The organism is Flammeovirga pacifica (genome assembly GCF_000807855.2).
Classification (GTDB): Bacteria; Bacteroidota; Bacteroidia; order Cytophagales; family Flammeovirgaceae; genus Flammeovirga; species Flammeovirga pacifica.
Genome location: NZ_JRYR02000001.1, coordinates 1687878 through 1709475, shown reverse-complemented (window position 1 = coordinate 1709475; position 21598 = coordinate 1687878). Strand labels below are relative to the sequence as shown.

The window sequence follows — 21598 nt, the reverse complement described above, 5'->3', positions numbered from 1 at the left end:
ACTATCTGATTTTTAAGGTTAAAATGGTTCCAATAGCTAATAGGATACTAACAATCCAAAAGCGAGTAACAATTTTAGGTTCTGGAATTTCTTTCTTTTGATAGTGATGATGAAGGGGTGCCATCAAGAAGACCCTACGACCTTCGCCGTATTTTTTCTTGGTGTATTTAAAATAGAAAACTTGAATAATCACTGATAAGTTTTCTACTAAGAAAACACCACATAAAAGAGGTAACATCAATTCCTTTCTTAATACAATAGCTAAACTAGCGATAACACCTCCTAATGCTAAACTACCCGTATCGCCCATAAATACTTGAGCTGGATAAGCATTAAACCAAAGGAAACCAATACATGCACCTACAAGGGCCGTAGCAAAAATTGCAATTTCTCCGGATTGTGGTATGTACATTATATTGAGATAACTGGAGAATATTATATTACCAGATAAGTAGGCGAAAATGGCGAGAACGGTGGCGACAATAGCCGAAGTTCCGGCAGCTAATCCATCTAAACCATCTGTAATATTAGTGCCATTTGAAACAGCAGTAATAATAAAAATGACTAGAATGATATATAAAATATTTGAGGCTGTTTTATCTGGTAATATCTCTGAGTAATTAATCTCATTATCCTTTAAAAAAGGAATAGTTGTTTCTAATGATCGGATGTCATTATAGTCAACTCCTTTTACATATTCAGAGACAGATTTAGTAGACTTTATGCCTTTTGAAAATTTACGAACAACAACGTCTTCGTTACTTACTAAGGTTAATCCCACCAAAAGACCAAGACCAATCTGACCTAAGATTTTAAACTTACCAGATAATCCATCTTTGTTTTTCTTAATTCTTTTAAGATAATCATCTAAGAATCCAATAGCACCAGTCCATATTAAGGTGATGAGTAGTAATTGAATATAAACATTGGCTAGATTACCAAATAGAAGAACAGGGAAAACGATGGCTCCAATAATAATTATTCCGCCCATTGTTGGAGTTCCGGTCTTTTCCATCTGACCAGCAAGCCCTAAGTTCCTTACAATCTCACCCATTTGCATTTTTTGCAACATCTGAATGATTTTTTTACCAAAAAAGGCAATAAATAGCACAGAGAATATCGTAGTTAACATCGCTCTGAAAGTGATGTATTGGAACAGTCCAGTACCAGCTATATCATAATGCTTGTCTAAATAATTAAATAAATAATAGAGCATATTATATTGTTGTGTGTAATTTTTTAATTATGCATGAAATGCTTTAAATAATTCTTCTTTATCATCAAAGTGATGACGGATGCCGTCAATTTCTTGATAAGTTTCGTGACCTTTACCCGCAAGTAAAATAATATCACGCGGTTCAGCCATTGCTACAGCTTTTAAAATAGCCTCTTTTCTATCTAGAACGACCTCAGTTCTTCTTTCTTGTGTTGGAGAAATGCCATCCATCATTTCTTCAAGAATATCTTCAGGTTTTTCTGTTCTAGGGTTATCAGAGGTTAAAATAACTTTTTCACTTAGCATTGCGGCAGTTTTAGCCATGATAGGACGTTTACTTTTGTCTCTATCGCCTCCACAACCAACAACTGTAATGATATTTTCGCCATCTTCTTTGATGTCTTTGATAGTTTCTAAGACATTCTCGAGAGCATCGGGTGTATGAGCGTAATCTATAATTCCTCTCACATTCTTTTTAGATACAATTTGTTCAAAACGACCTCTGGCAGGGCGTAGTTCTGACAAACATTGTAAAGTTTCAAAAGAATCTTCTTCTAAGCACACTGCAGTAGCATAGGCAGTAAGTATATTGTAAGCATTGAATGAACCAATTAACTGAAACCAAGCTTCTTGGCCATTGATGTCCATTTGTATACCTTCAAAAGTATTATCGATTAATTTGCCTTTGTAATTGGCCATTGTATGTAAACCAAAAGTCACATGTTTTCCTACACAGTTTTGTAGCATCACAGGTCCTCTTTTATCGTCTACATTAACCAAAGCGAAAGCCTTTTTGGGGAGAGTATCAAATAATCGTTTTTTTGCATTAATGTAATCCTTCATCGTACCATGATAATCTAAATGATCATGACTGATATTTGAAAAAATAGCTCCTGTTAAATTGATACCACTTAATCTACCTTGGACAATAGCATGTGAACTTGCTTCCATAAAACAATAGGTACAATTCTTTTTCACCATTTCAGCTAAAAGACGTTGTAATGTAACTGGATCAGGAGTAGTTAACTTTGTAGGGATAACCTCATCATTGATTTTATTTTCAATGGTGGTTAACGCCCCAGTATTGTAGCCAAGTTTAATGAAAAGATTCTGAAGTAAGGTAACTACAGTTGTTTTTCCATTAGTACCAGTAATGGCTATTACTTTAATTTGATCTGAAGGGTTATCATAAAAATTAGAGGCAATCAAACCAGCCACTTGGTGGGTATTATTTACTTGAATATAAGTAACTCCACTGACCAAATTTTCTGGAATTTCTTCTAAAATGATTGATTTAGCGCCTAATTCTATGGCTTTAGGAATAAATTTATGCGCATCCATTTGAGTGCCTTTTATGGCAATGAATGCACTATCGTTAATTAGTTGTCTAGAATCTATCTGAACATCAGATACAGTTTGATTTAAATCTCCTTGTATGAGTTCAAATTCAATTCCTTTTAGCAGTACTTGTATTGATTTACGTTGATTCACGTGGTATATCTTATAAAAGTTTTAAATGTACTTTTGTTCTTCCGTTAATTCGTCCTCCTGGTGAAATTGATTGAGTGGAAACTCTTCCAGAACCAGAAAAGGTAACAGATGCACCTTCTGATTCTACTAAATAAATAGCATCTCTAAGAGTCATTCCTCTCACATCGGGCATTAATCCCTTTTTTACTCTTGCATTCACCCAAGCAATCGTATCACCTTGTACCTGAGTTCTTACCCAGTTAGATGTATTTTTTGAAACTTGTTGAATATCAAAAGCATCAGAAAGTAATATTAAATCGTTATAATTACCTGCTTTAATATATGGGAAAGCGGCTTCATTTTCATTGGTAACATATTCAATGTTTCTTTCAGTAGTTCTGTTATAAACTACCTCAGCAATATCTCTAAACACAGGAGCACAAACATCTCCACCATACTTTTGATTGCCTCTTGGCTCATCAATAGCTACAATCATGGTATATTTAGGTGCCTCAGAAGGAAAGTATCCTACAAAAGAGGTGAAATAACTTTTTGTATATCGACCAGCTTTAAGCTTTTGTGTCGTACCCGTTTTACCAGAAATATTAAAGTCAGTAGTATTGATTTTTTTGGCAGTACCACTAGAAACTACTTTCTTTAACATGCCTTGTAAAGCTTTAATAGAACGTTCACTACCAATACTTTTTCTAATGACTTTCGTGTGATGTTCATCAATTACTTCATTCCCTTGAAGAATACGCTTTACAATATAAGGTTCTATCATTTTACCATCATTAGCGATAGTATTGTAGAAATTTAATATTTGCAGAGGTGATACTTCAACTTCATACCCAATAGAAATCCAAGGTAGTGAGCAACCACTCCAGCTCGGATCGCCAGGTCTACTAATATTAGGTTGTCCTTCACCTTCCATTTGGAAGCCAATTGTAGACGTAAGATTATATTTATCTAAATATCTAAAAAAGCGTTCAGGGTTTTCTCTAAAGTTCTTGAATACTAATTTTGAAATACCAATGTTGGATGATTTTTGAATTACTTCTTCTACAGATATCATCCCAAAACCATTTTGATGTGCATCCGTCATAATACATTCATCATAAAATTGATATTTACCTTCGCCAGTATTGACCGAATCAGTAATATTGATATCAGATTCTTCCAGCACGGCAAGCATAGAAGCTCCTTTAAAAGTCGAACCGGGTTCCATTACACCTTGGATTGCGTAATTGAAATCTTCTACATAATTCCCTTCTTTATTCCTTCCAAGGTTTACAATGGCTTTAATTTCTCCTGTTTGTACTTCCATAAGTAAAACAGTACCGAAATTGGCATCATGTTTTATTAAGGCTTCATGTAAAACTTTATGAGCATGTTCTTCAAACTCCATGTTTAAGGTAGTTTGAATATCAAATCCATTTTTAGCTCTAATCTGAGCTCCATTGTCTAACGGTTTCCATTGGTTTCCGGAAACTCTTTGGAATAAAGCTTCACCATCTGTACCCGCAAGGTCCACATTAAAAGAAAATTCTAATCCACGTCCTGTAAATTTAGCTTCTTCATCCTTTCGAATAAAACCAATTGTTCTTCTTCCGAGGTCATTAAATGGTTTGAAACGTTTCTCTACCTTATCAAAGATAACACCTCCTCGATGTCTACCTTCTCTAAAGATTGGCCATTGCTCAATTATTTTTTTATCCTGATGCTTAATTTGTTTTTGACTCAAGATAAGGTAACGTCTTTTTCGTTTTCTTGAAGTTCGAAGTAGACTATCGTATTGTGCTTTTGTTTTTTCTCTAAAATATATAGATAGATTATAGGCTAAAGAATCAACTCCTTTATCAAAAATACTATCAGGAGAGACCATAGGGTCAAAGGCTAATTTATAGAATGGGATAGAGGTAGCTAAAAGGGAACCATCTTCTGCCATGATATTACCTCTTGTTGCATCAACACGTCTTATCTTAACACGATTGGCATTTCCTGCTTTTTCCCATTTATCATGTTCTACAAATTGTAAATCTGATATTCTTACGACAATAGCTACAGCAATCATCACAATAAATAGGAACGCTATTCTTACTCTTAATAATATGGAATTTCTTATTCCCATAATTTATATTGAATTACTGATCTTCTAATTTTGGAATACTAATAACCACAGGGGCATTTTCTAAAGGAACTAAACCCAAATTTTTGGCTTTATTTTCTATTTGACTTCTCTTACTTTCATTAATGAAATCGTATTTTAAAGTACTATATTCCACTCTCATTTTTTCAACAGATTTTTCTAACCGATTGATTCTTAAATGAGATTTTTCGGCTTGAAAACTATTAGCGATATATAGAATACCAAGAAAAGTAACAAAGACAATTTTTTGAATATATTGACTGTTCTCTTCTTCCTCATCTTGAGAAATAAATTTCCATCTCAAGAATTTTTTATTCCATTTATCAAGAACGGATGGACGCTTCTTTTTCGGTGCTTCTTCTACAACTGTTTTATATGTATTAGCTTTCATTGAAAGGTGAATAAGAGATCCTAAAAAAATAGAAAACGAATTTGGTGAAATTCTTTCATAATTTATCTAAGAAGTATGAAAAAATGGAATTTTTTAAGGAAAAAATGAATTACTGAATTATAAAATCTACTTCACCTATCAAATATCCTTCTGTAAACACTTTAGCATTATATTTTCCACTATTTAAAAAACTGTTATTTTGATAGGAAATAGTAGTACTAGAGCCTTCTTCACTATCAAAAAAGAATACAGATTTTGAGGTGTAAAAAATATTTTCTTTACTTTCAGCTAAGGTAAAGAATTTTGATTCTTTGCTAGAATTATAAATTGTAGCCCCATCCGGGTCTACCAAACAGAGGTAAACATTTCTTTCACCAGAGTGATGTAAAGTATTTTTTGCCAGTTTAAATTCAATAGAAATGGAGTTGACTTTTTTGGCTTTATGTATATTGCCATATGTTTTCTTTCCTTTTGTATCAGAGGAATAACATTGGAAATCAAAAGCAGTTAAACGTTTTGCAACATCCAATTCTTTTTCTAATTCTCCTTGTTGATTTTCTAAAACATTGATTTTACTTTTTAATACCGAACTCTCTTTAATAAGACTTGAGTTGGCAATTAAAAGAGAATCATTGACACGTTTCATATATGAAATGTGTTCATCTTTTTGTTTTAAAATATTCTCATAAACACCAACTTTTGACTTGATGATATGATATCTTTTTGATTGTATAAGTTGCGTAGATCTTAATTCTTTCTTTTCTCTTTCTAAGCTGTCTTTTACATTTTCAAGTACAGAGACATCTTCATTGAGTAATGTCAAGATTTGAATTTGTTTATTTAGCTCTGTCGAAATAGAATCTAATTTTGCATACGTAAGCACAAGTTCAATGTTTTTACTTTGAACTCTATCACTTAAGTGTTTTTCTTCATCAGACCTAAGGTATAATTGTAAAAGATTTAAAGTAAGCAAAGTAATAACTAAGCCAATGACAATTTTACGTCTACTACTTATTGAGCTAAAAAAATTATGACTATTCATATGCTATTTAACGTGCAAAATCACACTAAAATAGCTGTAGAAAAGTGATTTTTCAAATTTATAACTTGAGTTTTATGAAAAAAAGATGCTAAAACTAAGGTTGAGACATTACAGTTCCCAACCAAAGCCTATGGTATATTGATAATCGACTTCTTTACCAGCTTCTGCAGGTTGACTATCGTAGTTTAGATTGTAGCTTCCTTTAACATAAAAGTCATAGGGTAAATCATATTTTAAATTTGCATTAACATCAGCACGCCAACGATCATAAGATGCAAGTGCTCTATAACCTTTTGCTGAAGTTTTGAATGAGAGATCACCAGTATCAAAAAGGTTAAGCTCCATACCAAGGTACCATTCCGCTTCTGACCTATCTGGTGTTTTTGTAAATGTAGAATCTTCAGCATTAAAAACTGGGTCAAAACTTTCCTGCAAGAACGATGCACCAGTAGAGAAACCCCAATAAGCAGTGTTGGTATGTAAAACATATTTACCAAGACCACCTGTTCCTACTAATCGTAAATTAATTGATTGCTCGGTATTGGAAAGGTAACTACCTGATGCAGTGATATAGAAGTCTCTTGGCAAAAAGTAATTTCCTGTTAAAGTTCCTTCATTTCTTTCAATTGCATCAACATTATCTTGAGTTGATTTTAAACTAGAGAGATTTATATCTGTACTCCATCGGTTAGTGGTATATCCAACATAACCATTTGCATTTAATTGAGATAAGTTGTTGGCCTTGGTATAACTGTAACCAACATCTATACTTGCAGATAATTTACTTATGAAAGTAGAATTTACGGATTTAAGATTGACAATCTCATTTCTATTAATTTCAACTAAACCATTGTTTTTAGTATTTAATTGAAAAGCACCATCTTCCGCCATCGATATTTTACCGTCATATCTTTGTCCATCAGTCGTAGTGATCATGAAATTTGTCTCGCCGAATATCTCTTTAATACCACTCCATTCAATTTTAAAATCGGAATCGGAGTAGGGAGTTTCAATTTGTATTACACCTCTGTCCATACTCTTAATTTCACCGACAATTACGTCGCCATTAGTAAGAACAAGTGAATCGATTTGACCAAATGAAAATAAACTGATGAAGATAAAGGCAGCAGTTAAAAGAAGTCTCATTGTAAATGAATTTGATTTTTTTTGGATTATATAATTTTAACAAATATAAAAATACATTATAATGCAACAAAAATCTAGTGCTAAAATTCATTAATATCTATAATTAATGCACCATGTTTTTATGTAGATGCATAAAATGATTGGACTTGGTTATGTCAGTTTCTAATCGTATTTGTGATCTATGGAAGCCACAATGATAGGCTAGATTAATTAATTCTGTTTTGGAGCGGTGAGCTACTTTCCAATTCAATAAAATTTCCATTATGTTTTTGGATGCATTATTAGGACTGAAATTTACTAATATTATTTCGCCTTTATTTTTTTTCCAAGACAAGGCTCTATTTAAATGTTCTTCAAAAGAATGATTATCCAAATAATCAAATATACCCGCAATCCATACAATATCATATTTCTCTTCGGGATGATAATTCATGAATGAATTTTTAAAAAATCGAATATTTGGAAGCCATTTTTGTGTCAAAACTTTGTTGTAGTGTACTGCATTATCATTCCATTCAAGTATATCAACAGTCATTGATTTAGCATATTTTTTTAATGTCGAAGGAAGTAAATGCCCACTATCAGCTGCAATTATTAAGGCATTAATTTTTGACTTTTCTCTTAAAGTGTCCTCTATTGTTTTTTCAAAATATTGTTTTCTAAATCTCAAGGATTTTGCTAACGAAGAATTTTGTAAAAATTGATCCCAGTTCGGGTAATTATCGGAGATGAAATTGGTATGAATACCATCTAAAAATCTGAAATCTTCTGGGTAACCATAAGGTTTTTGAATTAAATGACCAATCAATGAATCATTGATGAAATCATGTGGTAAAAATTGATGTATAAGTTCTAATTCACTTTTATGATTGTTTTTCTGTCTTAAATCAGAGGCAACATTATCTATCAGTGTATTTATTCTATTAAAATCAATATTCGGATTATTTCTGATATCATTATGCAATGTATGGGCAATCTCTTGAATTGAATTATAATTAGGCATATATAAAAATCAATAGTTTAAGTTTTCTACAATAGTATTACACCTTTCATTTTTGTTAAGTTCTTTTGAACTCTTGTTTTAGATTTTTAATAAGTAATAATTTTTAGTTTCTGAAACTTTAATATTCTCATACTAAAATAATTATGATAAATATTTGAACTTTTGATTAAAAAAATATCATTTTTTATTAAATTAGTGAGCATATAGAAAAGTATTATGATTATAGAAAATTATATTATCATCATTTGTATAGGACTTCTTTTTTGTATTGGAAGTGCTGTAATCACCTATTTTATCATAAAAAATAGGTACAATAAAGTGATCTGGGAATGGGAAGATTTAAAAACTAATGAAACTAAAAGGATTAGTGATCATAACCATCTTCAACAACTCAATAAAGAATTAGAGCAAAAATTGAATGGAGTCAATCAATCTTTAGCTGTAATTGAGACAAAATATAAAGAAGAGTCTAATCAATTATTAGAGGTGAAACAATCTGAAAATTTTTATAAAGAAAAATATCAGTTTTTATCACAAGAAGAAGCAAAAAATCAAAAGGCATTAATCATGTTAAATGATAGGTTGAAAGAATTAACGGCCACTTATCATGAAATTTTAGATGCTAATGAAAACTTACTACAAGATAATGTCGAATTGAAGACTCATAATGAACACTTAAGAGAAAAGATAGAAACCCATCAAGAAGAAATAAACCAACTCAATAATAAGTTTAAGCTAGAATTTGAAAACTTGGCAAATAAGATTTTTGAAGAAAAGTCTAACCGATTTGCTGACCAAAACAAAACGAATTTAGATGTTATTCTGAATCCTTTTAAAGAGCAAATTGATCTATTTAAAAAGAAGATAGAAGACTCCTATGGTAAAGAGTCTAATGAAAGACATGCTTTAAAAAGAGAAATAGAACTCCTAAGAAAAATGAACCTTCAAATTTCTGAAGAAGCAAAAAACTTAACAAGGGCACTTAAAGGAGACGTGAAAAAGCAAGGAGATTGGGGTGAAGTAATTTTAGATTCTGTGCTTAGAAAATCTGGATTAAGGCAAGGTTTTGAGTACCATGTACAACCAACATATGCTAATGAAAATGGAGATAAACAAAGACCCGATGTTGTAATTCATTACCCTGGCGATAAACAAGTAATTGTTGATTCTAAAGTGTCTTTAAATGCATATGATCGCTTTGTAAGTGCAGAAGATGTTGAACAGCAGCAAATAGAGGTGAATCTACATGTTAGAGCCATTAAAGCACACATTGATGAGTTAAATCAAAGAGATTATCAAAGTCTACCTACCATAAAAAGCCTTGATTATGTTTTAATGTTTATTCCCATTGAACCTGCTTTTTTAATTGCTTTACAACATGATGAATCATTATGGGATTATGCTTACAATAAGAAAGTAGTAATTGTTGGTCCTACCACTTTAATGTCTACTCTGAAGGTGATTGAAGAGTTGTGGAGAAATGAACATCAACAAAAGAATATTGAAGATGTGATCAAATTAGCTTCTGGTATTTATAATAAAGCAAGGCTGTTTGTTGATACCATGCTTTCTTTACAAAAAAGAATTGGGAACACTAAAGAGGATGTTGATAAAGCGATGAAGCAATTAACAGAAGGAAAGGGTAATATGATTAAGCTTCTGACTGATTTGAAAGAAAAAGGGAATATTAAAACGTCCCACCAACTCCCTGTAGAACTGGTGGAACAAAGTATTGACAATGATGAACAAGTTGAAGGTTTAGAATAGATCCCAATTTCCTTTACTATAATAAGTGGGTAATACCGGATTGTGAACCGTATTGACACTTACTTTAGTACTGTCAAATTCATAAATGGGTTTTCCAAAGGAAGTGATACTATATAAACCTTCTTTATTAAGCCATTTTGTAGGGATATTGCTTAGATCAGCATGTCTTATTTTACTTTTCATTTCATCCGAAGTCATATTTTTTGCTCCTAACACCCAGCCCCATTCTCCTAAAGTTAGAATTTGGTTGTGAAGTGGAATGGTTGAAAAATTAGCTGCACTCATAGTCTTTTCTATACAATAAAAGGCTTCTGACGCATAATAAGGACTACCTGCCTGAGTAACAATTACACCATTGGGTCGGAGCATTCGATGACAAAGTCTAAAAGACTCTAAGGATTGAAGACGACCTAATTCTATCGATTTAGGGTCTGGGAAATCCATCATTATGACATCAAAAAACTGTTTTTCCTGTTCTAAATAAGTAAAAGCATCCATATTGATCACTTTTACTTTTGGATCCTTTAAAGCACCTCCGTTTAATTGATTAAATATTGGGTTTTCTTTAGCTAATTTGGTCATTTCAGGATCTAAATCAATTAAAGTGATACTTTTTACTGATGGGAATTTCAAGGCTTCTCTTGCTAAACAACCGTCGCCTCCACCTAAGATTAATATATCTTGGGGAATTGGTGATAGAGATAAAGCAGGAATTGCCATGGGTTCATGATAAAGCCATTCATCAAAAGTACTTAATTGTAAATGTCCATTGATGTATAGCCAATAATCATTTTTCCATTGTGTTACGACCAACCTTTGATAAGGAGTCTGTTTTTGAAAAACTACTTTGTCTTTATATAAATTTTGCTCTCCATAATTGATGATATCATTGGAGAAAAACATACCAATACCAATCAAAGAAACTACAATTACACCACTGGTTTTAAGTTTGATACTCCATTTATTTTCTAATAAATGATCTAATCTCCATAATAGAAGAATGGCAACGAATACATTGACAAAACCCAAGACAAAAGGTGTATATGTTAATCCTAGAAATGGTAAACCGATGAAAGCAAAGAATAAACCACCGAAAAGACTACCAAAATAGTCTTTTTCCATCACAGAGGAAATATTTACTTTTAATGATTCAAACTGATCATTTAATCTTGTAGCTAGTGGTATTTCAAGCCCTATTAAAAAGCCGATAGATATACTTGTACTATAAATAATTACGCCATCAAGAGGTAATGGGTAAATACTATATTCAGATTTAAAACTGATAAAAGCACTTATACTATAAGCTATGATAGAAGAAAAGGAAACCAATAAGGAGAGGATAAATTCAACAATAATGAATTTCTCCAATAAATTATGCTCAATGTATTTACTGAATCTACTGCCTAGCCCCATTGCAAATAGCATAAAGGATAAGGTCATTGTCCATTGAAAAACAGAATTACCAAGGAAATAAGAGGCTAATGTAGATAATACATATTCAGCGACTATACCTGATAAACCTGTTGCGAATAATGCTAATTTTAATGTATTCGACTTTGAAAGAAAATTTGCCATAAAAAAACACCCTCCAAAGGAGGGTTAATAGTATAAAATCTTAATTTATTTTCCTCCCCTAGAATAGGAACGAGATCTACTTGATGATCCACTTCCATAGCGAGAAGAAGAATTAGTTTTCTTAGAAGAAGAGGCTCTAGACCCTGCAGCATATCTAGCTGGAGATCGAGAAACATTCCTGTTTACAGAATTTTTGAAATTACTTGATGAGCTCATTCTTCTAGAGAAGCTTGGGTTTGCTTTCGCAGCCCCACTAGAATAGGTGCCGTATCGAGGTGATCCAGAAGGACCGCTACCATAATAATTTCTTCCGCGGCTATAATTGCTTCTGTAATCCATGTACCCTGATCTATAAATAGGTCCATAATAACCCATATTAAATATAGACCTCATCATAGCGTATCGACCATAGAACTCCCAAAAACTTGTTCCAGATCTTTGGTCTGTTTTCCAATGTCCATACTGTTCATTACCCACATATCCCGAATAACCAGGAGGAGATACTTGTTTTGATAATTTACCGTCTACTTTAGTAGCTATTTCCATTCCTATATCACCTGAATGTAATTGGAAAAAGCTTTGAGAAACATCATACCATTCCGTTTCTTGAACTTGAGGAACACTATCTGCACCTATCGTTACTATTTTGTACTTATGTTTATAAAAATCTTCTGTAAAAAGGTGCTCTTCAGCATCCATGTCCTGTAAAATGATGGTATAATTATCAACATTGATCATTTCAGTATTAAGCTGATCTACAGGTGATTTTGTGAATTTTTCCTGACTACTGCCACAAGAGAAAAGGACTAAAGTAGATAGGAATGTTATTATTAATTTTTTCATGAAGTAATTTGACTTCTTAGTAATACTTTTGTTTGACACTATTATTTAATATTACGCAATTTAACCTTTTGAGTTGGGTAATATATTAGTGAATTTTCGTGCTGGCTCTACTATTCCTAAAGATGCGTTAAAAGCTTCGTCACCATGTTGTTCAATACATAGTACAAACTTTTCAGACTCATCGTAATAATCCCAACACATATATTCTGTACTCTCATCAGAAGACATACTATGTACATCTCTCCAATAACCTACAGATTTTTCATCTCTAAAAAATTCTTTCCCATTAAATGAAATAGATTTAGGAGGTTTACCTTTTTTTAAGATATCTTCTTCAACATTTTCAGGTAATTTTCCCCAAAGAATACTTTGATTTACAGTTCCTGTAAGTTCATCTTCGTCATCAACTTGTAAAAAAAATGTATCGGTTGCCGATTCTATTTTATATTCGTACGATCTGTCATTATCACCCCAATCATATTCATATTCACCGGTTACCTCAAAGGTTTTCATCTCAAAATCAAAGATGTATCCTAAACGTAAATCTCTTATTGTGATGTTGGTAGGATCGTAACTAGGCTCCTCATCTTCTTTATTTTTTTTCTTGAAAAATCCGAAAGGCATAATTTAATCGTATTTAATGATGTTTTTTCTTTAAAGTTACGATTAATTAATCACATTCCACAATAGAAAACTTATGTCCTTCTATTGCAAGTTGTGTATTGTTAAATTCTGTTTGAGCTTCTTCTAGCAGTTCTGTTAAATCAGCATATCTTGCAGAGAAATGACCAATCAATAATTGTTTGACATTTGCTTCTTTGGCAACAGAACCAGCTTGTTTGGCGGTGGTATGAAAAGTGATGTTTGCTCTTTCTTTATGACGATCCATAAAAGTAGATTCGTGATAAAGTAAGTCTACACCAAATACTTTAGAAATTACACTCTTTGAATATTTAGTATCTGAGCAAAAAGCATAAGATCTAGATTTTCTAGGAGGGAGTGTAACATCCTCGTAATTAATTTTATTTTTATTAAATTCTATGTTCTCACCTCTTTTAAGCGCTCTGAAAGCTTCAAATGGTAAGCCCGAAGGTAATTTTTCTGGTATAATTCGGTATTGTTTTTTCTTTTCTCTAAACAAGAATCCAGTACAAGGTACTCGATGTGTTAATGGAATCGTTTCAACAGTAATCTTTTCATTCTCATAAATAACTTCAGAGAACATTGTAGGGTTATCGTATAAAAAAACTTTATAGTTTAACTCTGTTTTTGAATGTTTGAAACTAGCTAACAATACTTCATCTAATCCCCTAGGACCGTGAATATATAACGGTTCTGTTCTTCTTTGTAGATGCATTGTGGATAATAATCCAGGTAGCCCAAAGAAGTGGTCTCCATGTAAGTGACTTATAAAAATGTGCTCAATTTTATGCAAACTAATTCCCAGGTTTAATAATTGATGCTGTGTAGCTTCGCCACAATCAATTAAAAACTGTTGGTTACCAATTCGAAGGTGTTGAGAAGTCATTTGTCTTCCTTTTGAAGGAATGGCGGCACTAGAGCCTAATATGGTGATTTCGAATGACAAAAATTATACTGAGGGGATAATCTATTAGGATATAAAAGCTCAGACCTCAAAAATTGTGGTCCGAGCTTTTAATTAAATTTTTTTTTGAAGTTTTTAGAGACTAGTTGTCATCTCCACCTTCAATATCTTTTTCAATTTCGTGTAAAAAGATAGCTTCAATAGCTTCTTGTACTGTTGGGTGAAGCTCTAAAACTGATTCTAATTTAGAAATCTTGATCAATTTCATAACGTGCTCGTTTAAGCCAGCTAATACTAACTTACCATTCACTTCAGTAGCTAATCTATTCGCAACTAAAATTGAGCTTAATCCAGATGAGTCAACATATTTTACGTTGCTCAAATCAATAATTAAGTTTTCAGTACCAGATTGGAACATTGTAACAATCTCCGCTTTTAATTGAGGAGCTTTTAATGAATCCAATTTCTCTTCTTCAGGTACTAAAACAGTATATTTTTCGCTTTTATTGACTGAAAATCTCATAATATCTTTATAGTCTGTTATATTTTAGACGTTTTATTAAATGCAAAAATACAAGGATCTTAGTTTTATCCTAATTCATTTTTGATAGAATTGAAAATTTCTTCTTGAATATTAGTATAAGAAGCTTTTTCAAAAGTTTCGCCTGTTATGTTTTCGTAAAGTTCAATATATCTATCAGAAACAGATTTTACAAACTCTTCCGACATAAATGGTTGTTTTTGTCCATCTTTTCCTTGGAAGCCATTTTCAATTAACCATTGTCTTACAAATTCTTTAGAAAGTTGTTTTTGAGGGACGTCATTAGCTTGTCTTTCCTCATAACCTTCTTGGTAGAAATACCTTGATGAGTCAGGCGTGTGTACTTCATCAATTAAATATATTTCGTTGTCAAATTTACCAAATTCATATTTAGTATCTACTAATATTAAACCTCTTTCATTGGCAAATTCTTGACCTTTAGCAAAAAGAGCAAAAGTATACTCTTCTAACTTTTTGTAATCTTCCTCACTAACTACTCCTTGAGAGATGATTTCTTCTCTAGAAATATCTTCATCATGTCCTTCTTTAGCTTTAGTACTAGGGGTAATGATTGGAGTAGGTAAACGGTCGTTTTCTTTAAGACCTTCAGGTAAAGCAACACCACATAGCATTCTTTTACCTGCCTTGTATTCTCTCCAAGCATGACCTGCTAAATAACCTCTAATCACCATCTCAACAGCAAATGCATCACACATTTTACCAACATGCACATTAGGATGAGGAGCTGATTCTAACCAATTAGGAACAATATCAGCAGTCATTTTTAAAAACTTTTCGGCAATTTGGTTAAGTACTTGCCCTTTGTAAGGTATTGCTCTATCTAAAACAACATCAAAGGCTGATATACGGTCTGATGCGACGATGGCAATTTTTTTACCGAAGTAATAAACGTCTCTAACTTTACCTTTGTATACATCCGTTGCGTTCTCGAATGATAGTGATGTACTTTTAATTGCGTCCATATTTTTAAAAAATGATGTACTAAATCTAAGTTTAGAATAAAAATTTGCTGCAAACATACACAGTAAGTTTGATTTATTACAATTTTTTTGCTGAACAATTTCAATCCTTAAAAGAATACCTTCGTATCTTCAATATGACAATAATGTTATACCTGTTAAAAATGTATTATAAAGATTCCTTGAAATAATATGATAATTTATTGATCTTTTGGACTCAAAAAATTATATTTGGAGACAGTTTTTTACTGTACGTTAAGTAATTAAGAAATCAATACTACATATGGATGGGGTGATTTTTTTTGCAATAACTACTTATCGTAACTATTAAATTTTTTTATTCTCATGTTAAATTTAGAAGAAAACGAGTTAAATAAAGTCACAGGGTGCTACACTGGAAAACTTTTTAAAGTAGTAGACGATTTTAAATATGAAGTGGAAGCAAAAACGTCCTTGACTTTTGATGATAGCAACAACTTAAGACTTGAAATATTTATGGATGGTTGTGGTAGTGGAGAAATGAATCTACTTACAAAAGAAGTAAATACAGATGTTTTTGAGGTAAGTTGTGATGATAAGGACGAACACTTATCTGGTAAAATTGATGCTTACAATAAAATGTTAAGCTTTAAAGTAGAAAGTCCTAGAAGCGGTGAAACAGAATTTGTCGGTTGCCTCTAGAACTTTTATTTCTTTGTTATTTTATACCTATTAAATCTTTAGCAGATTGAATAGCACCTTCTGATGGCTGTGCACCACCTATCATTTGTGCAATTTCTTGAATTCTACCATTTTGATCTAATGTTCTTATTTTACTGACCGTAGAATCCCCACCATGGTCTTTATATACATAATAATGTTTTGAACCTAATGCAGCAATTTGTGGTAAGTGACTAATGGTAAATACCTGATGACTTTTTCCCATTTCCTCCATAATGCTACCTACTTTTATAGCAATTTCCCCAGAAATACCTGTGTCAATTTCATCAAAAATAATTGTAGGAAGCGAAGTTTTACTTGCTAAGATGTATTTAATCGCCAACATAAGTCTAGAAAACTCACCACCTGAAGCTACTTCTCTTAAAGCTTGAGGAGCTCTTCCTTTATTGGCTGTAAATAAGACTTCAACCTCGTCAATACCAATGACTGTAGGTTCAGTAACTCTATGATCAATTTCGATTAAACCATTTGGCATACCTAAATCGGCTAAAGTTTTATTCAATTCTTTAGTTAATGGTATAATAGCTTTCTTTCTAGCTTCAGAAAGTGTTTCAGCTATTTCCATTAAAGCTTCATAGGCTGCTTTCTTTTCAGTTTCAGCTTCTAGTAAGGCTTCATCGAAGCTTTCTACTTTGTCTACTTTTGAACGTATAGATTCTCTTTTCTCTATAAGTTCTTGTAAATCTTGTACTCTATGTTTTTGCTGAAGACCATAAACAGTATCTAAAGTTTCTTTAATCATGAAAATACGTTCCTGATCAAAAAACAATGCATCTTCTTCACCTTCAATTTCTGAAATAATATCTCTAAGTTCAATATGACAGCTGTCAAGACGATCACGAATTTCAGATAGCTTTTTAGAATAATCGGTTAATCCGTTTAAATCAGTAATTGATGAATAAATACTACTGTCAGCAGAAAAATCTGAACGGCTTAGGGCTTCTAGAACTGTATTTAATGCTACTTTAATATTTTCAGCATTTTCTAGTTTCTCTAATTCCATCTCCAATTCAGTCTGATCGATATCATCTAAATCGGCATCATCCAATTCTTTAAGTTGGAATTGATTAAATTCAAATTCTTCTTTTATTTGATTGTATTCATCAAGTAGTTGTTGATACGACTGAGCTGTTTTTCTATACTCTTTGTATGCAACAAAAACGTGCTCTACTTTTTTCTCTAATTGCCCGTAAGCATCAACAAGGTTCAATTGATATATATTTGATCCTAACTGAAGAGTGTCATGTTGTGAATGAATATCCATTAGCTTTTCACTAATTTTTTTCATGACATCAAGACGTACAGGTGTATCATTAATAAAAGCCCTTGATTTACCACTAGGAGTAATCTCTCTTCTTAGAATAGTTACTTTTTCATAGTCTAACTCTAAGTCTTTAAAAGTGCTTTTTAATTTATAAGAGGATATATTGAAAGTACCTTCAATGACACATTTTTTATCAGTATCAAAGAGTGCTTTGCTATCTGCTCTTCCACCTTTAAGTAACCCAAGTGCACCGAGCATAATAGATTTACCGGCACCTGTTTCACCAGTGATAATGTTTAACCCTTTATCAGGATCAATTTCTGTATGCTCAATAAGTGCATAGTTTTTTATCAATAGATTCTTTAACATAACGCAGAATATAGTGTGTTGAAGGTATCTTCTTTTTTAATTACGTTTGTACTTTAAGACAATATTCTTGTCATTTCAAAAATGATAAAAAAATCGTCTTTTGCCAAATTTAATAGAAATGTTTAAAAAATGAATAAAAAAATAGCTATTGCATCCAAAAATACCGTAAAAATCAACGCTTCTCTCGAGGGAATGAAGAAAATATTACCAAAAATTAATTTTGAAGTGATTGGTGTTGATGTTTCTTCAGGGGTATCAGATCAGCCAATGAGTAATAATGAAACATGGCAAGGAGCTTTGAATAGAGCAATGAATGCGAAAGCAGAAGTAGTAGATGCAGATTATTGGATCGGCATGGAAGGGGGGATTGATAAAGATGATGATGGGAAAATGTATGCTTTTGCTTGGATGTGTGTTATAGATCAAGATGGTGATATCGGAAAGGGGATGACTGGCTTATTTTATTTACCTCCCAAAGTACAACAATTGGTAGAAGAAGGGATTGAATTAGGGCATGCAAATGATCAAGTATTTAATGAACATGGTTCTAAACAAAAAGGAGGAGCAGTAGGCTCTCTAACTTTTGGTGCTTTAGGTAGAACAGAATATTATGTTCAAGCTTTAATATTAGCAATGATCCCTCTTGCAAATAAAGAGATGTACTTTTAGATCTTATAGAGAATAAAATATTGACTTTTCAAAAGTATGTTCCCGAAGTAGTCCGAAATGCAGTAAATCATTAAGTGTTTTTCGGGCTCTTCGTTCTGAGAAATTGACTAACTGACAGAATTTTTTGAGTGTGATTTTTTCATTTTCATGAAGATACACTAATAATGATTTTTCTTGTCGTGATAATTTTCTTTTGATCGGTCTTAAAGCATTTGTTATTCCTCTTGTTTGTAATCTTTGCTGTCGTTCTGACATAAGTACGCTTTTATCATTGAACCTCACATAAGTTTGCCATTCGCCTTTTTTAGATAAAGCACGATGAGGTTTGAAATCACTATTGGGTATTTTCAACATTAAAACCAATCCATCATCTGTTTCAATTGTAGCGTATTTGATGGCTAAAGGAGGATGAATATTGAACTTGATGATTTCTTCTGATACATATTGTTCTTCAAAAGGATCAATGCCACTAATACTATGGTCATCGTTTACCCCAACTAATAAAATACCACCTTGTGTATTGGCTATTGAAGAGACAGTTTTTGCAAACCGTTCAGGCTTTGTTACTCTTTGTTTGAATTCTAAGTTGCGACTTTCGCCTTTTTGAATGAGCTGTCGTAATTGGTGTTGATTCATCACTTTGAGTTTTTATTACTTTATAAATATAATGATTTTCTTGTGATTTAGCTAAGAATGTGATTCTGTAAGTATTTGATATTTATATTCTTATGTGAAAGTGTGTTTTAATTTTTAGAATGTAAAATGATGTGTCAAATAGGAATGTTGCTTTGATAATCTCCTAATGAATCAAAATTTATTAAGGATAATTTTAATTTACGACAAGAAATTTCATCAATCCCTCTTAAAAGGATTACCTTTGTGTTATCATCAAAAAATTGATAATAAATTGACTGAAAATATTTTCTCAATGACCGCTAAAACATTTTTTGGTTTAGAAGAGGTCTTAAAACAAGAATTGATAAATTTAGGAGCATCAAAAGTAAATGCAGGTAGACGTGTAGTCACTTTTGAAGGCGATCTTGAAATTCTTTATAAAGCAAATTTATATTGTAGAACTGCTTTGAAAATTTTAGTGCCCATAAAAGAATTTAACGCAAGAAACGAAGCGGACTTATATGAGAAAGTAAAAAAGGTCAATTGGGCAAAATATATTGACAAAGATGGAACGTTTGCCGTTGATTCGACAGTTTGGTCGGATACTTTTAGACACTCCAAATATGTTGCTTTAAAAACTAAAGATGCTATCGCTGACCATTTCATGGAAGTGTTCAAGCGAAGACCTGATGTGAAGATCAAAAATCCTGATGTTCAAATTCACATTCATATTTCTAAAAATAGCTGTATTCTTTCTTTAGATAGTTCTGGCGAGGCTTTAAATAGAAGAGGTTATCGTTCGGAACAAAAAGCAGCTCCTTTGAATGAAGTATTGGCTGCAGGATTAATATTATTAACGGGTTGGAAAGGGGATAGACCTTTCTTAGATCCAATGTGTGGTTCTGGGACTATTATTGTAGAAGCAGCAATGATTGCCTCTAATACACCTCCGGGTTTAAAAAGGAAGTTTGCTTTTATGAACTGGTCTAAATATGATAGAAGACTTTGGAATCAAGTTTTCAGAGAGGCCAAAAGAGAAATTAAAGAAATTGAAGTTCCTATTGTTGGTTCTGACATTGATAGAGCATCAATTGAAGTGGCTATGGCAAATGCAGGTCGTTCGGAACTAGATGAAGATCTAAGGATCTCAAAACAAAGTTTCTTCGATAGAAAAGCGATTGGAGAAAACGGAGTGATTGTTTGTAACCCTCCTTATGGTGAACGTATCGGAAAAGATATTGAAGAGCTTTATAAGAAAATGGGAGATAAATTAAAACAAGATTTCTCTGGTTATGATGCTTGGATATTTAGTGGAAACATGGGAGCCTTAAAACATGTAGGTCTACGTCCGAGTAAAAAAATAGAACTATACAATGGCGCCATCGAATGTCGATTGGCTAAATATGAAATGTATAGAGGTAAAAAATAAGATATGAAAAAAGGGAAGTCATTTGACTTCCCTTTCTCTTTATTCAAAAAAATATAGTGATTATTTTCCTTCAATTTGGATCATTTTCACTTTTACATTTTCTTCTTCACTTCCAAAGTCTTTATCTAAAACTTTTATAATCGTTTTCTTTACTTCTTTACCATCTTCAAGGATAACATCAGCTTTGATCACCACATCTTTATTTTCGATGTTTACATCAATAGTCTTAATGTTTTTGATAGGCTGTCCGTATTCTTTCTCAATTTCTTCAGAAATTTCTTTTTCGAACCCATCATCAGAAATAAACATTCCTTTTTTAGGAGTGAATTCTTCCCCTTCGTCAGATTGCCAAGTGAAAGTATTTTCTTCATCAGAGAATTCTATGGTTTTATGGGTATGTTGGTCCATAGTAGCCATAAAAACATCCTTTGTTAATTCAATGGTTTTTTCTTGTTTGATGCCATCATTATTTGTGACGTCAGCTGTAATTTCAAAGTTATTATCATTTACACTAATATCTTTAACTTTAATTTCTACGGCATCATCACCAAAGTTTTTCAATAGCAAATCGTCTTGAGAAGAATTAAGTTCTTTTTTAATCATTACTCTTTTTTCAACTTTCTGATCACAAGAAAAAAGTAATGTGATAGAAAATAGTAGAGTTGAGATAATTCGAATATGTAATGTCATTATGGAAGTCGTTGGTATGATTTTAAAATATCACAGTAAAATTATATATATCAAATAATTGTAAAGCAAAATTACAAAATCCTATTAGTAAAATGCTAATTTTAGGGTTTTTAACCATAAAAAAACATTTGAATAGCAATAAATTACTTCATTCAAATGTTTTTTGAGTTTGT

At 32.1% G+C, this 21598-nt stretch carries 20 protein-coding genes; 4 read left to right on the top strand and 16 right to left on the bottom strand.

Annotated features, from left to right (window positions below; genetic code table 11):
* Nucleotide 1: 1 nt before the first annotated feature.
* The 7 genes from mraY to NH26_RS06850 all read right to left on the bottom strand — a co-directional run bounded on the left by mraY (nt 2) and on the right by NH26_RS06850 (nt 8417).
* The gene (gene mraY / locus NH26_RS06880) at nt 2-1216 is read right to left on the bottom strand and encodes a phospho-N-acetylmuramoyl-pentapeptide-transferase (RefSeq protein WP_044218652.1); all 1215 of its coding nucleotides are present in this window, start codon (nt 1214-1216) and stop codon (nt 2-4) included.
* A gap of 27 nt (nt 1217-1243) precedes the next feature.
* Entirely contained in the window at nt 1244-2707 is a 1464-nt protein-coding gene (locus NH26_RS06875; protein WP_084812081.1) for a UDP-N-acetylmuramoyl-L-alanyl-D-glutamate--2,6-diaminopimelate ligase, read from the bottom strand.
* Nucleotides 2708-2717: 10 nt separating this feature from the next.
* Nucleotides 2718-4817 (bottom strand): penicillin-binding protein, encoded by a 2100-nt coding sequence (locus NH26_RS06870; RefSeq protein WP_044218653.1) that lies wholly within the window; start codon nt 4815-4817, stop codon nt 2718-2720.
* Between the two features lie 13 nt (nt 4818-4830).
* Nucleotides 4831-5226, bottom strand: coding sequence for an FtsL-like putative cell division protein (locus NH26_RS06865; RefSeq protein WP_052431788.1), 396 nt, complete (start codon nt 5224-5226; stop codon nt 4831-4833).
* A 109-nt stretch (nt 5227-5335) separates the two neighbouring features.
* Nucleotides 5336-6268, bottom strand: a complete 933-nt coding sequence (locus NH26_RS06860) for a hypothetical protein (RefSeq protein WP_044218655.1) — start codon at nt 6266-6268, stop codon at nt 5336-5338.
* A 108-nt stretch (nt 6269-6376) separates the two neighbouring features.
* Nucleotides 6377-7414, bottom strand: a complete 1038-nt coding sequence (locus NH26_RS06855; RefSeq protein ID WP_044218658.1) for a DUF481 domain-containing protein — start codon at nt 7412-7414, stop codon at nt 6377-6379.
* A 103-nt stretch (nt 7415-7517) separates the two neighbouring features.
* Nucleotides 7518-8417: a hypothetical protein gene (locus NH26_RS06850; RefSeq protein ID WP_044218661.1), complete on the bottom strand. Its 900-nt coding sequence runs from the start codon at nt 8415-8417 to the stop codon at nt 7518-7520.
* A 216-nt stretch (nt 8418-8633) separates the two neighbouring features.
* Here NH26_RS06850 and rmuC point away from each other — a divergent pair, with 216 nt between their 5' ends.
* Complete coding sequence (gene rmuC, locus NH26_RS06845; protein WP_052431789.1) at nt 8634-10184, top strand: DNA recombination protein RmuC; 1551 nt, start codon at nt 8634-8636, stop codon at nt 10182-10184.
* Here rmuC and NH26_RS06840 read toward each other — a convergent pair.
* The 6 genes from NH26_RS06840 to NH26_RS06815 form a co-directional block, all read right to left on the bottom strand.
* Nucleotides 10176-11759: a polyamine aminopropyltransferase gene (locus NH26_RS06840; protein ID WP_044218663.1), complete on the bottom strand. Its 1584-nt coding sequence runs from the start codon at nt 11757-11759 to the stop codon at nt 10176-10178. The two genes, rmuC and NH26_RS06840, sit on opposite strands and share 9 nt — an antisense overlap.
* Before the next feature lie 45 nt (nt 11760-11804).
* On the bottom strand, nt 11805-12602 hold the full coding sequence (locus NH26_RS06835; protein ID WP_044218665.1) for a hypothetical protein: 798 nt from the start codon (nt 12600-12602) through the stop codon (nt 11805-11807).
* 60 nt (nt 12603-12662) lie between these two features.
* Nucleotides 12663-13226: a DUF4178 domain-containing protein gene (locus NH26_RS06830; protein WP_044218667.1), complete on the bottom strand. Its 564-nt coding sequence runs from the start codon at nt 13224-13226 to the stop codon at nt 12663-12665.
* A 46-nt stretch (nt 13227-13272) separates the two neighbouring features.
* The gene (locus NH26_RS06825) at nt 13273-14190 is read right to left on the bottom strand and encodes a ribonuclease Z (RefSeq protein ID WP_044218670.1); all 918 of its coding nucleotides are present in this window, start codon (nt 14188-14190) and stop codon (nt 13273-13275) included.
* A 100-nt stretch (nt 14191-14290) separates the two neighbouring features.
* The gene (locus NH26_RS06820; protein WP_044218673.1) at nt 14291-14671 is read right to left on the bottom strand and encodes an STAS domain-containing protein; all 381 of its coding nucleotides are present in this window, start codon (nt 14669-14671) and stop codon (nt 14291-14293) included.
* A gap of 65 nt (nt 14672-14736) precedes the next feature.
* The gene (locus NH26_RS06815) at nt 14737-15672 is read right to left on the bottom strand and encodes a phosphoribosylaminoimidazolesuccinocarboxamide synthase (protein WP_044219420.1); all 936 of its coding nucleotides are present in this window, start codon (nt 15670-15672) and stop codon (nt 14737-14739) included.
* A 342-nt stretch (nt 15673-16014) separates the two neighbouring features.
* Between NH26_RS06815 and NH26_RS06810 the strand changes: the two genes are divergently transcribed.
* On the top strand, nt 16015-16350 hold the full coding sequence (locus NH26_RS06810; protein ID WP_044218677.1) for a hypothetical protein: 336 nt from the start codon (nt 16015-16017) through the stop codon (nt 16348-16350).
* 16 nt (nt 16351-16366) lie between these two features.
* Here NH26_RS06810 and recN read toward each other — a convergent pair whose 3' ends face one another.
* Complete coding sequence (gene recN / locus NH26_RS06805; protein ID WP_052431790.1) at nt 16367-18022, bottom strand: DNA repair protein RecN; 1656 nt, start codon at nt 18020-18022, stop codon at nt 16367-16369.
* Nucleotides 18023-18151: 129 nt separating this feature from the next.
* On the opposite strand from recN, the gene yjjX reads away from it, so the two are divergent.
* Entirely contained in the window at nt 18152-18691 is a 540-nt protein-coding gene (yjjX, locus tag NH26_RS06800; protein WP_044218681.1) for an inosine/xanthosine triphosphatase, read from the top strand.
* 3 nt (nt 18692-18694) lie between these two features.
* Here the strand turns inward: yjjX and NH26_RS06795 are convergent, their stop codons facing one another.
* Nucleotides 18695-19327 (bottom strand): AlbA family DNA-binding domain-containing protein, encoded by a 633-nt coding sequence (locus tag NH26_RS06795; protein WP_052431791.1) that lies wholly within the window; start codon nt 19325-19327, stop codon nt 18695-18697.
* 292 nt (nt 19328-19619) lie between these two features.
* Here NH26_RS06795 and NH26_RS06790 point away from each other — a divergent pair, with 292 nt between their 5' ends.
* Nucleotides 19620-20735, top strand: coding sequence for a THUMP domain-containing class I SAM-dependent RNA methyltransferase (locus tag NH26_RS06790; RefSeq protein WP_044219425.1), 1116 nt, complete (start codon nt 19620-19622; stop codon nt 20733-20735).
* Between the two features lie 60 nt (nt 20736-20795).
* Here the strand turns inward: NH26_RS06790 and NH26_RS06785 are convergent, their stop codons facing one another.
* Nucleotides 20796-21425, bottom strand: a complete 630-nt coding sequence (locus NH26_RS06785; protein ID WP_044218682.1) for a hypothetical protein — start codon at nt 21423-21425, stop codon at nt 20796-20798.
* Between the last annotated feature and the right edge of the window lie 173 nt (nt 21426-21598).

What these genes read in the sequence shown, in the direction of transcription:
- NH26_RS06820 (WP_044218673.1), bottom strand. Translation starts at nt 14,671, where the DNA reads ATGAGATTTTCAGTCAATAAAAGCGAAAAATATACTGTTTTAGTACCT.
- recN (WP_052431790.1), bottom strand. Translation starts at nt 18,022, where the DNA reads ATGTTAAAGAATCTATTGATAAAAAACTATGCACTTATTGAGCATACA.
- yjjX (WP_044218681.1), top strand. Translation starts at nt 18,152, where the DNA reads ATGAATAAAAAAATAGCTATTGCATCCAAAAATACCGTAAAAATCAAC.
- NH26_RS06860 (WP_044218655.1), bottom strand. Translation starts at nt 6,268, where the DNA reads ATGAATAGTCATAATTTTTTTAGCTCAATAAGTAGTAGACGTAAAATT.
- NH26_RS06835 (WP_044218665.1), bottom strand. Translation starts at nt 12,602, where the DNA reads ATGAAAAAATTAATAATAACATTCCTATCTACTTTAGTCCTTTTCTCT.
- NH26_RS06785 (WP_044218682.1), bottom strand. Translation starts at nt 21,425, where the DNA reads ATGACATTACATATTCGAATTATCTCAACTCTACTATTTTCTATCACA.
- rmuC (WP_052431789.1), top strand. Translation starts at nt 8,634, where the DNA reads ATGATTATAGAAAATTATATTATCATCATTTGTATAGGACTTCTTTTT.
- NH26_RS06850 (WP_044218661.1), bottom strand. Translation starts at nt 8,417, where the DNA reads ATGCCTAATTATAATTCAATTCAAGAGATTGCCCATACATTGCATAAT.
- NH26_RS06830 (WP_044218667.1), bottom strand. Translation starts at nt 13,226, where the DNA reads ATGCCTTTCGGATTTTTCAAGAAAAAAAATAAAGAAGATGAGGAGCCT.
- NH26_RS06810 (WP_044218677.1), top strand. Translation starts at nt 16,015, where the DNA reads ATGTTAAATTTAGAAGAAAACGAGTTAAATAAAGTCACAGGGTGCTAC.
- NH26_RS06855 (WP_044218658.1), bottom strand. Translation starts at nt 7,414, where the DNA reads ATGAGACTTCTTTTAACTGCTGCCTTTATCTTCATCAGTTTATTTTCA.
- NH26_RS06790 (WP_044219425.1), top strand. Translation starts at nt 19,620, where the DNA reads ATGACCGCTAAAACATTTTTTGGTTTAGAAGAGGTCTTAAAACAAGAA.
- NH26_RS06815 (WP_044219420.1), bottom strand. Translation starts at nt 15,672, where the DNA reads ATGGACGCAATTAAAAGTACATCACTATCATTCGAGAACGCAACGGAT.
- NH26_RS06840 (WP_044218663.1), bottom strand. Translation starts at nt 11,759, where the DNA reads ATGGCAAATTTTCTTTCAAAGTCGAATACATTAAAATTAGCATTATTC.
- NH26_RS06795 (WP_052431791.1), bottom strand. Translation starts at nt 19,327, where the DNA reads ATGAATCAACACCAATTACGACAGCTCATTCAAAAAGGCGAAAGTCGC.
- mraY (WP_044218652.1), bottom strand. Translation starts at nt 1,216, where the DNA reads ATGCTCTATTATTTATTTAATTATTTAGACAAGCATTATGATATAGCT.
- NH26_RS06865 (WP_052431788.1), bottom strand. Translation starts at nt 5,226, where the DNA reads ATGAAAGCTAATACATATAAAACAGTTGTAGAAGAAGCACCGAAAAAG.
- NH26_RS06870 (WP_044218653.1), bottom strand. Translation starts at nt 4,817, where the DNA reads ATGGGAATAAGAAATTCCATATTATTAAGAGTAAGAATAGCGTTCCTA.